The organism is Bacteroides sp. HMSC067B03 (assembly GCF_001811315.1).
Taxonomy (GTDB): domain Bacteria; phylum Bacteroidota; class Bacteroidia; order Bacteroidales; family Bacteroidaceae; genus Bacteroides; species Bacteroides faecis.
In genome coordinates this window covers 20,484-34,802 of sequence record NZ_KV804493.1, presented here as the reverse complement: position 1 = coordinate 34,802, position 14,319 = coordinate 20,484, and the positions used below count along the sequence as shown (strand labels likewise).

Here is a 14,319-nt window from a genome sequence, read left to right as displayed (position 1 = left end):
CATAGGTTCGGATATTCAGTCGTGAAAAAACAGAAAGGCTGTACCGGTTCCACCCGCAGAACGGCATGACAGTAAGCAGGGGGAGCCGGAAGAAAGTCATTCGCCGGTTGGTGAGTGCGTCTTTTCAACGGGATATTTGCCGTCCCGTATCTCCTGCAACCTTTCGATCAGTGGTTGCTCCTTGGAATGGTTCTTTTGTTCGGCTATAATGAAGAACGATGCAAAACTGCCGATAACATACAGCCAGAACAGGCATTGACCGAGCAATTTCCGGTATTCGCCCACTGTCTCGTACTTCGCCTGCATCGCTTTCAGCTTCGCAGGACGGTAATACAACTTTCTGGCAATCCAGATAAAAGGAGCGAGCGTCGCTGCGGCGAACAGATAGGCAACCGGGTTGAACCTGCTCCATTCCACCTTGTCCGTCAGGGAAGAGAACCAGCCCGTCAGCATATCCCATCCCCATGCCTCGAACAAAAGATGGAGAGCCATCAGGTTAAGAAGCCACAGGATTGCCATCGTCCACGTGGCATTGGAGATAACCGCCTTGTCTTTCCTTGCACGTTTGTTCTTGCTCCAGAAGTAATACATCCAGTATGCCGGTTCCTTGAACATAGCTTCCTCCTTTCCTTGTTTTCCGCTTGCTTATCCCGTTACGAAGAACAGCAACAGGGCGCATCCCGTTGCGGCGGCAACGATCAGCCCCAGCCAGAAACGGTAACTCCTTTCACCCAGCGTACCCAGCCAGAAATTCCCTTCCCAACTTCCCGGACGGGAGTACGTCCACCGCCATCCGCAGACAATCCCCACAAGCCACAGCAGCAGGATTCCCGCCACGATCAGGTAGCCGTACCTCGGATGCGCCTGCAACCACTCCGGCAGACCCTCCATAAACTCGCTTATCTTATCGAACCATTCCATAGCAATAACAGAAAAAGCCAAATTCATACCTTACGGACGAACCGTTATACATCAAAGCAAAAATAGTGAAAAGTCCAATCACTCAAAAAGTTTCACCGCAAAAATCTTTTCCGTTTGGAAGAAATACGTTTTATTTGCACCTATATAGCCGCAACGTATGAAGAAAGCCTCCCCACATAAAAGAACCAGTCGGCCGAAGCTCCCCGGATTCTTCGACCACCTCTTTTATTGGACGTGGCGCAGTTGTCGGCACGGCTTCCCGGATCGTAGTTTTGCGGTCATCAGTGTGGTCCAGTTCGCCTGCCTCCTGTTTCCTGTCGCCATCGCTTTACAGTTCTTGGGCACTCCGGCTGTCCGCTTCCTTTACGAAACAGACGACCGCCTTACGCTTTTCCCGCTGATACTGCCGTTCCCCGTATTGCTCTGGAGGAATATGCGCATCTATACCGAGGAGCGTTACCGCATGATGCACGACTATTACGGGGCGTTCCATGTATCGGTACGGCAACGCTATCGCCTCCGTTTCCTTGTCTGCACGGTGCTTGCAGTCCTTGCCATCCTGCTTGAAATACGGCTGTTCACCCTTTATCATGACCGCTGCACGGCCATATCCTCCGGCAACAGCCATCCCGCAAGCCTCTATGTCCCGTACCGGTATGACAACGGCAACGACCCCGTGCAGGAAGGCGTTTACCGCATCGTCGATGAAAAAGGGCGTATCGGATATGCGGACGAGCATGGCAATACCCTCGTAGAACCACGCTTCGCTTTTGGCTTTCCTTTCGAGAACGGGAAGGCGAAAGTAACCGACACGGGAGAACTGGAAGAAGCTCCCGGTTCGGATGGGGAATACCACTATTGGGAAAGCGATGATTGGTATTACATCGACCGCAAAGGGCAAAGGATTGAATAAAAGCCCCAAGACTGCCCTAAGCCCGACATTCCAGCCACCCCACCTGCCAAGCCCTTGCAGGGCAAACACGAAGCCGCCAAGCCCTATCGGAACATCCCGTTCATCCCACCTTTCCCCCGAAACAAACACCAAAACTCAAAACCAACTCATTTACAGAAACTTAAAAGAATATCGGTGCAAGCCGCAAAACAGCCCTGTGTGGCTGGTGCAAGGTGCAGCTATATATATAAATATAGCTGCACCTTGCACCACAGAAATACACACTGAAAATCAACATTTTACACTTCGAGTAAAACCACGGGTGCAACCTCGTTTTTTGCACCGCCTCCTGATTTTATGCTTTTCCTGTAATCCGGTAATCCCGAAAAATAAAAAATCCCCGAAACATTTCCCTTTTTCGGTCAAAATTCCTATATTTGCATCAGTTCCAAGAGCAGAGCGAAGCAATGCAGCGAAACCCGCACAGCTACCAAATCGCTACCGGCTACCGAACTTTCTACTCTTTAAGTCTTATCTACCAACCGATTACAAAAAAACGATTGTTTTTTATCAATAAAGAATATCGTCTGGCGGACGGGACATTTGCACGTAATCGTCCTCAGCGGAATACTCTTTGGCTGGATGACATGTTTATGGGGATTCCGGCAGTAGCACAGATGAGTTGTTATGATAAAGAGTCAAAGAACCGATATCTGGCTGAAGCGGTAAAGCAATTCCTGCAATTTGCCGATCGCATGTTTATTCCTGAAAAAGGATTGTACAGACATGGATGGGTAGAGAGCAGTACGGATCATCCGGCTTTTTGTTGGGCACGTGCGAATGGATGGGCGATGCTGACAGCTTGTGAATTGCTGGATGTATTACCGGAAGATTATCCTCAGCGTCCGAAAGTGATGGATTATTTCCGTGCCCATGTACGTGGAGTGACGGCTTTGCAAAGCGGAGAAGGGCTTTGGCACCAGTTGCTCGACCGGAATGATTCTTATTTGGAAACTTCTGCCACTGCGATTTATGTATATTGTCTGGCACATGCTATCAATAAAGGTTGGATTGACGCAATTGCTTATGGTCCTGTTGCCCAGTTGGGATGGCATGCCGTAGCCGGAAAGATAAACGAAGAAGGACAGGTAGAAGGTACTTGTGTGGGGACTGGCATGGCTTTTGATTCGGCTTTCTATTATTATCGTCCGGTCAATGTATATGCGGCGCACGGATATGGACCGGTACTTTGGGCCGGTGCGGAAATGATTCGTTTGCTGAACACTCAGCATCCTCAGATGAATGATAGTGCCGTGCAGTATTATCAGGAAAAGCAAAAGACAACAGCTCCTATTTTTGCCGTAGATAAGGAAGACACGAAAGAATAACTTTAAACTATAAGAACCATGAAACGAGAAGCTTTTAAAATGTATTTGAAACCGGGTTATGAAGCAGAATACGAAAAAAGACATGCCGCTATCTGGCCTGAACTAAAAGCCCTGCTTTCAAAAAATGGAGTATCAGATTATTCTATATATTGGGATAGAGAAACCAACATCCTTTTTGCTTTCCAGAAAACGGAAGGTGAGGGAGGCTCGCAGGACTTGGGAACTACAGAGATTGTACAGAAATGGTGGGACTATATGGCAGATATCATGGAAGTGAATCCGGATAATTCACCCGTTTCGATTCCTCTGCCGGAAGTATTTCATATGGATTAAAACTCTCTAAGCAGATTCAGACTTAGGAGGATGTTTGATAAAAAACAGGCATCCTCCTAATACTATTTTATGATTGTTTCTTTATTATTTCAACTATCTTGATTACTTTTGTCTGGCATTTATCATTAATCTTGGAATCTATTATGACACAAAAGCGCTTATTACTTGTCGCACTTTTCATAACTCTTATCTTCAATACGGTTTATGGGGGTATTGAGCTCCGTTCTAAACAAATGAGAACGAGTGACGGTATACCGAATAATTCGGTTCGGTACATGTATCAGGACAGTAAAGGCTTTCTGTGGTTAGCTACCTTGAACGGATTAAGTCGCTATGATGGCAATTCTTTCCTGACCTTCCGTCCGGAGTCCGGCGAGAAAGTCTCACTGGCAGATAACCGGATTTATGACCTGACTGAAGATAAAAATGGTTTTCTGTGGATTTCTACTACTCCGGAACTATTCAGTTGTTATGATTTGCAGCGTGCTTGCTTTGTTGATTATACAGGAACCGGTGCGTTGGAGCAGAATTACTCAGCTGTATTTATTGCTGCCAATGGGGATGTATGGCTTCGGCATTCGGCCAATGGATGTCGTAGAATCGTCCACCAGGAAGACAGGAAAATGGTATCTACTGAATTTAAGACGGAACGTGGTAATTTGCCGGATAACCGGGTACAATTTATTAATGAAGATGCCGGTGGGCGAATTTGGATTGGAACGCAACGTGGATTGGTATCTGTATCTGACGGTCAGTATAAAGTGGAAGATCGTTTGCTTCATTTTACTTCTTCTCTGGCATTTAAAGATAATATGTATTTTCTAACGGCAGACGGCGATGTCTATTGCCACCAGGCTGCCAGTCAGAAAATAACAAAGGTAGCTGCTCTTTCGACTATTGCAGGTAAAACGGCTCCTACAGGCAATTTTCTTTTAAAGAATAAGTGGGTAATACTGACTAATACGGGAGTTTACAACTATGATCTTAATTCGCATCGGATCAGCGTGGATGCAGACCTCAATGTTAAAAATGGTGAAGTCATTCGTGATAATCACGGAGACTTTTGGATATATAATCATACCGGTCATGTCACTTACATTCTTGCCAAGAATGGGGCAAAAAAAGAATTTCAATTGATTCCTGAGGATAAACTGGGGTATATTGATTATGAACGTTATCACATGGTTCATGATTCCCGGGGAATTATCTGGATTTCTACTTATGGTAACGGACTTTTTGCTTATGATACAACAGAGGATAAACTAGAACATTTTCTGGCAAATATAAATGATCAAAGTCACATAAGTTCTGATTTTCTATTGTATGTAATGGAAGATCGTGCCGGTGGCATTTGGGTAAGTTCCGAATATTCCGGCTTGTCCCGCATTTCTGTATTGAATGAGGGTACTTCACGCATATACCCGGAGTCCCGTGAGTTGTTTGACCGTTCGAATACAATTCGTATGCTGACAAAAATGCCGGATGGAGATATTTGGGTTGGAACGCGTAAAGGCGGATTGTACACATTTGATTCGAATCTTCATTCTAAAATGACCAATCAATATTTCCATTCCAATATTTATGCGATCGCAGAAGATAATAGGGGTAAGATGTGGGTAGGAACCCGTGGAAACGGATTGAAAATAGGAGAAGAATGGTACCGCAATGACATTTCAAATCCAGCTTCATTAGCAGATAATAATGTATTCTCTCTTTATAAGGATCGAAAAGACAGGATGTGGATCGGTACATTTGGAGGCGGGCTTGAACTGGCCGAACCGATGCAGGATGGTAAATATAACTTCCGTCATTTTTTACAGCAGAAATTTGGTCTGCGTATGATACGGGTGATAGAAGAAGACGATAATGGCATGATCTGGGTGGGTACCAGTGAGGGCGTTTGCATCTTTCATCCGGATTCATTGATAGCTAATAGTGATGATTATCATCTGTTCAATTATACCAACGGAACTTTTTGCAGCAATGAAATCAGATGTATTTACCGGGATACAAAAGGACGTATGTGGGTGGGAACTTCCGGCTCCGGCTTGAATCTCTGTGAGCCTCAAGATAATTACCGTTCATTGAAATATGAGCATTACGGAACTTCTGAAGGGTTGGTCAATGATGTGATTCAGTCTATTTTAGGAGATAATAACGGAAACTTATGGGTTGCCACTGAATATGGTATTTCTAAGTTCAACCCAAACAATCACTCCTTTGAGAATTATTTCTTTTCTTCCTATACATTAGGTAATGTTTATAGTGAGAACAGTGCTTGTGTGGGGGTAGACGGTAAATTACTTTTCGGTACTAATTATGGGCTGCTTGTCATTGATCCGGATAAGATACAGGACAGTGAAACTTTTTCTCCTGTTGTTTTTACAGACCTGCATGTGAATGGTACTCAGGTAAATCCTACTATGGAGGACTCTCCTTTGAAACAATCTCTGGCTTATTCGGATAAAATCACTTTGAAGTATTTTCAAAATTCATTCTTAATAGATTTCTCTACTTTTGACTATTCGGATAGTGGACGTACCAAGTATATGTACTGGCTGGAAAATTATGATAAAGGTTGGAGTACTCCTTCATCATTGAATTTTGCTTCTTTTAAATACCTGAATCCCGGTACTTACATACTTCACGTGAAGTCATGTAATGGAGCAGGAGTCTGGAACGAAAGCGAAACGACCTTGAAGATTGTCATAGTGCCTCCTTTTTGGAAAACGAACTGGGCAATGTTGGGGTATGTATTGTTGCTAATTGTAACTTTGTATTTTGCTTTCCGTATTGTGCGTAATTTCAATGGTTTACGTAACCGTATTAATGTGGAGAAACAGCTGACAGAGTATAAGCTGGTTTTCTTCACCAATATCTCTCATGAGTTCCGCACTCCGTTGACTTTGATACAGGGGGCATTGGAAAAGATTCAGCGGGTATCTGATATTCCCCGTGATCTGATACATCCGCTCAAAACGATGGATAAAAGCACTCAACGCATGTTGAGGCTGATTAACCAGTTATTGGAGTTCCGGAAGATGCAGAATAACAAACTGGCACTTTCTTTGGAAGAGACGGATGTGATTGCTTTTCTTTATGAAATCTTCCTGAGTTTCGGCGATGTTGCGGAGCAAAAGAACATGAATTTCCGTTTTATTCCGTCTATACCATCTTACAAAATGTTTCTTGATAAGGGCAATCTGGATAAAGTGACTTATAACTTATTGTCTAATGCCTTTAAATATACTCCTTCAAACGGTACGATTATACTTTCTGTCACTGTGGATGAAGTGAACAAGATGTTGCAGATTCAAGTGTCCGATACTGGAGTGGGTATTCCTAAAGAGAAACAAAATGAGTTATTCAAGAGATTCATGCAGAGTAGTTTCTCCGGAGATAGTATCGGGGTTGGTTTGCATTTGAGTCATGAACTGGTGCAAGTTCATAAAGGTACAATTGAATACAAAGACAATGAAGGTGGAGGCTCTGTCTTTACAGTTTGTATCCCGACAGATAAAACAATTTATTCGGAAAAAGATTTCCTCATCCCCGGCAATGTCTTGTTGAAAGAGGCAGGCGGACAGGCGCATCATTTGCTGGAACTTTCGGAAGAACTGCCGGAGCCGGAGAAAATAGCGGAGCCTTTGAATAAACGTAAAGTTCTGATTATAGAAGATGACAATGATATCCGTGAATTCTTAAAAGAAGAGGTTGGCGTATATTTTGAAGTAGAAGTAGCTGCTGACGGAACAGCCGGATTTGAAAAGGCTCGTACTTATGATGCTGATTTGATTATTTGTGACGTACTGATGCCGGGAATGACCGGGTTTGAGGTTACAAAGAAATTAAAATCAGATTTTGCTACCAGTCATATTCCTATTATCCTGCTGACAGCATTAAATTCTCCGGAGAAACATCTGGAAGGTATTGAATCCGGTGCTGATGCTTATATTGCGAAACCTTTCAGTATAAAGCTTTTGCTGGCACGTGTCTTCCGACTGATAGAACAGCGTGACAAGTTGCGGGAGAAGTTCTCCAGTGAGCCGGGGATTGTACGTGCTGCCGTATGCTCTACCGATCGTGATAAGGAGTTTGCCGACCGATTGGCTGCCGTACTGGAACAGAATCTTTCCCGTCCGGAATTTTCAATAGATGAATTTGCGCAGTTGATGAAGCTGGGACGAACGGTGTTTTATAGGAAACTGCGTGGTGTGACCGGTTATTCTCCAAATGAATATTTGCGGGTGGTACGAATGAAAAAGGCGGCTGAACTATTATTGTCCGGCGAGAATCTGACTGTTGCGGAAGTTTCTTACAAGGTTGGTATCAGTGATCCGTTCTATTTTAGCAAGTGCTTTAAGACTCAGTTTGGGGTAGCACCGTCCGTATATCAACGCGGTGAAATGAAAGAACAAGGAGATAATGAGGCAGCAGAAGAAAGATGAGTAACTGATTATTCTATATTTTGCTTTAAATCTTCTTTTCGGTGTTCGATGTGAATGATCTATCCTGTATTTGTGTACAATTGTCTATGGTCTGATAGCGAAAGTATGCTTATTTTTGCATTGAAATACGAATGAACATGTGCCCAAGACAAGCCCCTTTCCTGGTTATCTTTGCTATGTCATTTTAAGTGTAATCTGATAATATAATGGTAATGAAAACAAAACTACTGTTGATTGCAATTATTCTATTTTCCACTTCTTCGTTTATAAGTAATAGACCTGTCACTGTCTTTATGATTGGTGATTCGACAATGGCCAACAGATCTATTCAAAATAAGAACAATAAAGAACGGGGTTGGGGAATGATGCTTGCCGGTTGCCTGACAGACAGAGTGATTGTCGATAATCATGCGGCTAGTGGTCGAAGTACGAAAAGTTTTATCAATGAGAAACGATGGGAGAGAGTCTTGGACCGGATTCAGCCGGGTGATTATGTCTTTATCCAGTTCGGACATAATGATGAGAAAGAAGATCCGAAACTTCATACGGAACCGGGTACTACTTTTGATGATAATTTAAGGAAATTTGTTGCCGAGACGCGTTCAAAAGGAGGAATCCCTGTGCTTTTTAATTCGATGGTTCGCCGTAAATTTTATTGCAACGAAAATGGACTATATACGGATTCTTTAATAGATACCCATGGAGATTATCTGCTTTCTCCGAAACGGATAGCTGAAGAGAAGGGAGTAGTCTTTATAGATATGAATAAGATTACTCACGATTTGGTAAAGCAGATGGGACCGGAAAAATCCAAAGAGCTTTTTATGTGGGTTGGAAAACGCAAAGATGATACTCATCTGAACATAAAAGGAGCGAGAATAGTGGCTTCATTGGCAATTGAAGAAGTCGGCAAAAAGATTCCGGCTTTGGGCAAAGAGATCAGGCGTTATGATTATGTTGTTGCTACCGATGGAAGCGGAGATTTTTTCACATTAGAGGAAGCTTTGGAAATGATTCCGTTAAAAGGAAAATGTACAGTCTTGGTACGTTCCGGTCAGTATGGTCCGAAACCGCCTTTTGTGAATAAGAAAATTAAGATTACGGAAGAAAAAGGGGTATCATGGGGAAGTTCGGCAGCACATGCTGAAAAACCGTTGAAGAATCTTGATTTGTATCTTTGCGTTGGACAGTCGAATATGGCAGGGAGAGGAAAATTATCACCGGAAGTAATGGACACCTTACGAAATGTATATCTGCTGAATGCGGAAGATAAATTCGAACCAGCAGTGAATCCTTTGAATCGCTATTCTACGATAGGAAAAGGACTTGGCTGGCAACAATTAGGACCTGCATATGGTTTCGCCAAGGAAATGGCTACTAAAAAACATCCGATAGGGCTGATAGTCAATGCTCGCGGAGGGTCCTCTATCCGTTCCTGGGTTAAAAATGCCAAACAGTCCGGCGGATACTATGATGAAGCAGTACGACGTACCAAAGAGGCAATGAAATATGGTACGTTGAAAGCGATTATCTGGCATCAGGGAGAAGCGGATTGTCACCATTCCGAAGCATACAGAGAGAAAATCACTCAGTTGATGACGGATTTGCGTAATGATTTGGGAATGCCTGATTTGCCTGTTGTAGTAGGGCAGATTGCGCAATGGAACTGGACCAGGAAACCTCATATCCCCGAGGGAACAAAACCTTTTAATGATATGATAAAAGAGATTTCCGCCTTTTTGCCTCATAGTGCCTGTGTTTCTTCCGAAGGGCTTACTCCTTTGAAGGACGAGACTGATCCTCATTTTGATGCGGCAAGCCAGATAATTTTAGGCAGACGCTATGCCAAAGAAGTAAAGAAACTAATAAATAAATAGAATAACAAAAATGAAGAGATTGACATTATTAATCAGTGCTATTTTGATGACAGGTAGTATCCTGATGCAAGCGCAAGTTTATAAATTCGACTTTTCTATTGATAAAAAGGTAAAAGACGGTTATATAAAAGTGACTTCTGAAACTTTGTTCAATAATGAACGGGGCTATGGATATGATTTATTACCGTCATGGGATGGGAAGAGTAATCAACCTTTCTTTTTCTCACTGAATGTACCGGATGGAAACTATAAAGTAACCGTCACCTTGGGGAGTAAAAAAGAGGCTGCCAGTACAACAGTTCGTGGTGAATCGCGCAGGCTGTTTGTTGAGAACCTTTCGACTAAAAAAGGAGAGATGATAACAGAAACGTTTACCATTAATAAACGTAACCCTGTGATTTCGGGAAAAGAAAGAGTCAGCATAAAAGAGAAGGAAAAGAAGAAATTGAACTGGGATGATAAGTTGACGTTGGAGTTTAATGGTGATCTGCCCCGTGTGAATTCTTTGGTGATAGAACGGGTTGAAAACATACCTACAGTCTATCTTTGTGGGAATAGCACAGTAGTTGATCAGGATAATGAACCGTGGGCAAGTTGGGGGCAAATGATTCCCCGCTTCTTTACAGATCAGGTTTGTATAGCCAATCATGCGGAGTCAGGACTGTCTGCAAATACATTCATCGGTGGAAAGCGTCTTGCAAAGATACTGAGTCAGATTAAAGAAGGTGATTATTTGTTGGTTGAATTTGGACATAATGACCAAAAGCAGAAAGGACCCGGTAAAGGAGCGTTTTACTCTTTTGCATATAATCTGAAAATCTTTATAGACGAGGCCCGTGCTAAAGGTGCTCATCCGATATTGGTGACTCCTACAAGCCGTCGTCGTTTTGACGAGAATGGAAAGTCGGTAAATACTCATGGTGATTATCCTGATGCAGTCCGTTGGGTAGCTGCAAAAGAGAACGTTCCTCTGATAGAATTAAATGGTATGACTGCTATTCTTTTCAATGCTTTAGGTGTGGATAATTCTACAAAAGCATTCGTACACTATCCGGCAGGAACTTTTCCCGGTCAGACTAGAACTCTTAAAGACAATACTCACTTTAGTACTTACGGAGCTTATGAAGTTTCAAAATGCGTAATTGAAGGAATGAAAAAGGCTGATCTGGAGATTGTGAAATACCTGCGACCGGATTATAGCGGTTTTGATCCGGCACAACCGGACAGCTTTGAGTCTTTCAAATGGAATTTGGGTTCATTTACGGAGAATGAAAAGCCGGATGGAAATTAATGAACTGAAAAATATAAAAGGGGATGTGGCAAAACTCCCCTCTCAGCAAAATCACCCTCGCTACAACTATCTGTGGCGAGGGTGATTTTTAATTTATAAGGGTCTTTACAACCCTCTTTTTTATAAATGAGAATGTTTTATTCTATTTGATTGTTTCCAGAAACTCTATTTCAATAATTCTCAGATTAGCATTATTTTTGTTCGCTTTCGCTTCGAGTTCCATATCATTTGCTGCTTTTGCCGCTACCTCAGTAATCTGTCCGAAAGCATCCTGATCGCTGGTATTACCTTTCAGACGGATGGTAATTTGATTGGAACGTACCGGCTTCTCCACATTTAAATGAACATATCCCAGACTTTTATTCGTATCTCCACTCCAGATCATGGTATTACCGGCAAATACTTCCAAAGGATAACTGCGTGAACGCCATCCATTCAATTTGATACAGATATCATCTATTGCAGCTTCTTTTTCGAGCGTATATGTAATCCATGCGGTGCTGAGTTTGCCGTCATTCATCCATTCGCTTCTTTCATTATCATCGCAGCTCTGGTCTACAGTCTCATTGTTGGCTCCGGCTTTGGCGGATACAATTCGTATATCCCGTTTCGTATCCTTGTAAGATGGGGTAAGGGGAGTCTTACCTTTATCCAGATTACCTTTCAGAGTCATCTGAGGCAAATACGTACTCAGTCCGTTGCTAACTTTGACGGGAAGGGTTTCTAATGTAATTGTAGCGCTGGGAAGCCCTTCTGCTTTAGCGGTCAGAGTGATTTTACCGGCTTGGGTAGTGCTGCGGATCAGAGCACGGTTAATACCACATTCCACTGGGAGACTGGTATTAAGAATATAATTGTCTTTTCCTTGTGCGATACCTCCACGCCATTCAGCATTTCCCTTCAGGTCGAATTGGATGATGCGATTATCGAGCGGACAACGTTTTCCGTCTTTGTCTACCACTTCTACTTGTATGAGCGCCAGGTCGGCTCCATCCGCATGGAATCCTTCCGGGTTTTGTATAGTAGTCAGTTTCAGTCTGGCAGGTTCACCAACGGTGCTTACTGCATAGCGACTTATTTCCTTACCGGCCTTGTTGTAGCTGACAGCTTCCAGTTTACCGGCTTTAAAAGCAACATTATCAAAGGTGAACAGGAAATTATATTCGCGTTTGCCTTTACCTAGCGACTGACCATTCAGGAAAAGTTCTACTTCTTCCCCGGTAGATACTACATAGACAGGTTTCACAGTATTTGCCGGATAGTTCCAATGGCCGATGATATAGGTATTATCCTCTTCCGTATCTACCCATCCGTTCCACATGACCTGATGTGCAAAGAAAGCATCCTTTTCGATACGCATAGGGTCTGTTACTCCACTTCTTCGATAGTTTTCTTCACCACGGTGGTGTGTGTTGGTATCCGAGAATATAATTTTGGCACCTCCGGAACTGACTCTGCGACCTGTTCCCGGACGTTCGCGCCAATAATCATACCAAGTGCGGATCATTGCTATAGCCAGCATATCCTGATTGTGGTTATAGTCTGTTGCAGGTTGATTACGATGTAGCGGACCATCTCCTTCTTTGTGGAAAGGATAGCTGTATTCATCCCAATATTTTCTCAGACCCTCGTCGCGGCAATATTCTGTGGCCCACATCGGATGGTGTACGCTCTTGTTGATATAAAGCATTTCTCCGCCATATTCTGCTTCACGGATGTCCAGCATCTCACGAGAGCCGATAGCACGTCCGCCAAAAGGATCGTATTTATCGCGGATAGCTTTCATCTCTATCATATGTTCCTTGCTGATACCTTTGTTTCCACATTCGTAGAATAAGATACTCGGATTATTACGGTTGTAGATGATCGCGTCGCGCATCAGTTCTGTGCGCTGGTCCCATTGGCGTCCTGTACGGTCTTTCTCGGAGTCTCCTGCCGGCATTGCCTGAATCAGACCTACGCGGTCGCAGGATTCCACGTCTTGTTTCCATGGGGTAACATGCATCCAGCGTACCAGATTGCCATTGCTTTTTACTACCAGCCCATTAGAGTAGTCACTTAGCCACGCCGGAACAGAGAGGCCCACCGCCGGCCATTCATTACTGGTGCGTTGTGCATACCCTTTCATCTGGATCACACGGTCGTTCAGCCAGATTTTGCCTTCTGCAAATTGTGTCTTGCGGAAACCTGTACGCGTACTTACTTCATCAAAGACTTGATTCTTATTGTCTTTTAAAATCGTTTGAACAGTATAAAGATACCCATATCCCCAACTCCAGAAATGGAGGTTATCTACTTTGGAAGCAGCTTTCACTATTTTAGTTTCGCCACCTTGTAAGGTTACTTTCTCACCTTCGAAGCTTTTCACCTGTTTGCCGTCAGCATCCAGCAAGACTACCTGGTAGCTGAGTTGGCGTGGTTCACGACTGTCGTTTTTTACTTCCGATTCTGCATGGATGGTGGCAGTGCGTCCTTTTACGTCGATATCTTTAGCATAGATATAAACTCCGGTAGTTTTCAGATTACTGTATAAAGGAAGAGTCTGATACACTTCATCTGTAACGTACAAGAATACATTCTTGGGCAGGCCGCCGTAGTTTGCGTTGAAGTTACGGTCGTTCCACTGGAATTTGGAGTTGGTACTTTTTTCGCGATACATCCAGTCATTATCTGTACGTACTGCCAGTACATTGTCCCCTTCTTTGATGTAGGGAGTCAGGTCGAAGCCTACCGCCATTACTCCGTTTTCATGTTTGCCCAGATATTGCCCGTTCAAATAGAAGTCACCGGCTTGGCGCACTCCTTCAAACTCGATGAATACTTTTTGTTTTTTACCGGAAGCCGGAATTCGAAAATGTTTCCGATACCATACCACTGTGTCCGTCAGCTGTTCGATAGATACTTTGAAAGCTTCGTCTTCATTAAAGGCATGCGGTAAAGTGACTGCTTTCCACCGGCTATCGTCGAATTGAGATTGTTTAGCTTCGGGAAAGTCTCCGATTTGCAGACGCCATTCACTGTTGAAATTGTATTTTTTGCGTTCGAAAGCATGGCTATCAACAATAGCCAGCACTGCAAACAGAAATACAAATAAAAAGAGTTTGTTTCTCATGATTTCTTAATGATTAATTTTTCATTGGCAAAGAAAGCACATCAGTCCAATAAACAC

At 43.3% G+C, this 14,319-nt stretch carries 8 protein-coding genes and 2 pseudogenes; 7 read left to right on the top strand and 3 right to left on the bottom strand.

What is annotated here, in order from left to right; all coding sequences use genetic code 11:
- Nucleotides 1–96 precede the first annotated feature (96 nt).
- Together HMPREF2794_RS25790 and HMPREF2794_RS25785 are read right to left on the bottom strand one after the other, a co-directional pair.
- Entirely contained in the window at nucleotides 97–615 is a 519-nt protein-coding gene (locus HMPREF2794_RS25790) for a hypothetical protein (RefSeq protein WP_008627612.1), read from the bottom strand.
- Between the two features lie 30 nt (nucleotides 616–645).
- Nucleotides 646–948, bottom strand: coding sequence for an immunity 17 family protein (locus HMPREF2794_RS25785; protein ID WP_008627610.1), 303 nt, complete (start codon nucleotides 946–948; stop codon nucleotides 646–648).
- Nucleotides 949–1,207: 259 nt separating this feature from the next.
- Here HMPREF2794_RS25785 and HMPREF2794_RS25780 point away from each other — a divergent pair, with 259 nt between their 5' ends.
- From HMPREF2794_RS25780 to HMPREF2794_RS25750, 7 genes and pseudogenes are all read left to right on the top strand, one after another.
- Nucleotides 1,208–1,834, top strand: coding sequence for a WG repeat-containing protein (locus HMPREF2794_RS25780; RefSeq protein WP_224262758.1), 627 nt, complete (start codon nucleotides 1,208–1,210; stop codon nucleotides 1,832–1,834).
- Nucleotides 1,835–2,376: 542 nt separating this feature from the next.
- Nucleotides 2,377–3,201: pseudogene (locus tag HMPREF2794_RS25775) on the top strand (glycoside hydrolase family 105 protein); the annotation flags it as partial.
- An 18-nt stretch (nucleotides 3,202–3,219) separates the two neighbouring features.
- On the top strand, nucleotides 3,220–3,534 hold the full coding sequence (rhaM, locus tag HMPREF2794_RS25770; RefSeq protein ID WP_010536774.1) for an L-rhamnose mutarotase: 315 nt from the start codon (nucleotides 3,220–3,222) through the stop codon (nucleotides 3,532–3,534).
- A 143-nt stretch (nucleotides 3,535–3,677) separates the two neighbouring features.
- Nucleotides 3,678–7,982 carry a hybrid sensor histidine kinase/response regulator transcription factor gene (locus tag HMPREF2794_RS25765; RefSeq protein ID WP_070753079.1) on the top strand — a complete coding sequence of 1,435 codons (4,305 nt, stop codon included), beginning with the start codon at nucleotides 3,678–3,680 and terminating at the stop codon, nucleotides 7,980–7,982.
- 206 nt (nucleotides 7,983–8,188) lie between these two features.
- Nucleotides 8,189–8,860, top strand: a pseudogene (locus HMPREF2794_RS30040) (rhamnogalacturonan acetylesterase); the annotation flags it as partial.
- Between the two features lie 213 nt (nucleotides 8,861–9,073).
- A complete protein-coding gene (locus HMPREF2794_RS30035; RefSeq protein ID WP_371441459.1) occupies nucleotides 9,074–9,859 on the top strand; it encodes a sialate O-acetylesterase in 786 nt (261 codons plus the stop codon).
- A 10-nt stretch (nucleotides 9,860–9,869) separates the two neighbouring features.
- Nucleotides 9,870–11,150 (top strand): GDSL-type esterase/lipase family protein, encoded by a 1,281-nt coding sequence (locus HMPREF2794_RS25750; RefSeq protein ID WP_055268715.1) that lies wholly within the window; start codon nucleotides 9,870–9,872, stop codon nucleotides 11,148–11,150.
- Nucleotides 11,151–11,292: 142 nt separating this feature from the next.
- Here the strand turns inward: HMPREF2794_RS25750 and HMPREF2794_RS25745 are convergent, their stop codons facing one another.
- Nucleotides 11,293–14,262 (bottom strand): glycoside hydrolase family 2 protein, encoded by a 2,970-nt coding sequence (locus HMPREF2794_RS25745; protein WP_070753077.1) that lies wholly within the window; start codon nucleotides 14,260–14,262, stop codon nucleotides 11,293–11,295.
- Between the last annotated feature and the right edge of the window lie 57 nt (nucleotides 14,263–14,319).

Bases quoted from the DNA above. Each gene is read 5' to 3' on its own strand.
- HMPREF2794_RS25765 (WP_070753079.1), top strand. From the start codon at position 3,678: ATGACACAAAAGCGCTTATTACTTGTCGCACTTTTCATAACTCTTATC.
- rhaM (WP_010536774.1), top strand. From the start codon at position 3,220: ATGAAACGAGAAGCTTTTAAAATGTATTTGAAACCGGGTTATGAAGCA.
- HMPREF2794_RS25750 (WP_055268715.1), top strand. From the start codon at position 9,870: ATGAAGAGATTGACATTATTAATCAGTGCTATTTTGATGACAGGTAGT.
- HMPREF2794_RS25745 (WP_070753077.1), bottom strand. From the start codon at position 14,262: ATGAGAAACAAACTCTTTTTATTTGTATTTCTGTTTGCAGTGCTGGCT.
- HMPREF2794_RS25790 (WP_008627612.1), bottom strand. From the start codon at position 615: ATGTTCAAGGAACCGGCATACTGGATGTATTACTTCTGGAGCAAGAAC.
- HMPREF2794_RS25785 (WP_008627610.1), bottom strand. From the start codon at position 948: ATGAATTTGGCTTTTTCTGTTATTGCTATGGAATGGTTCGATAAGATA.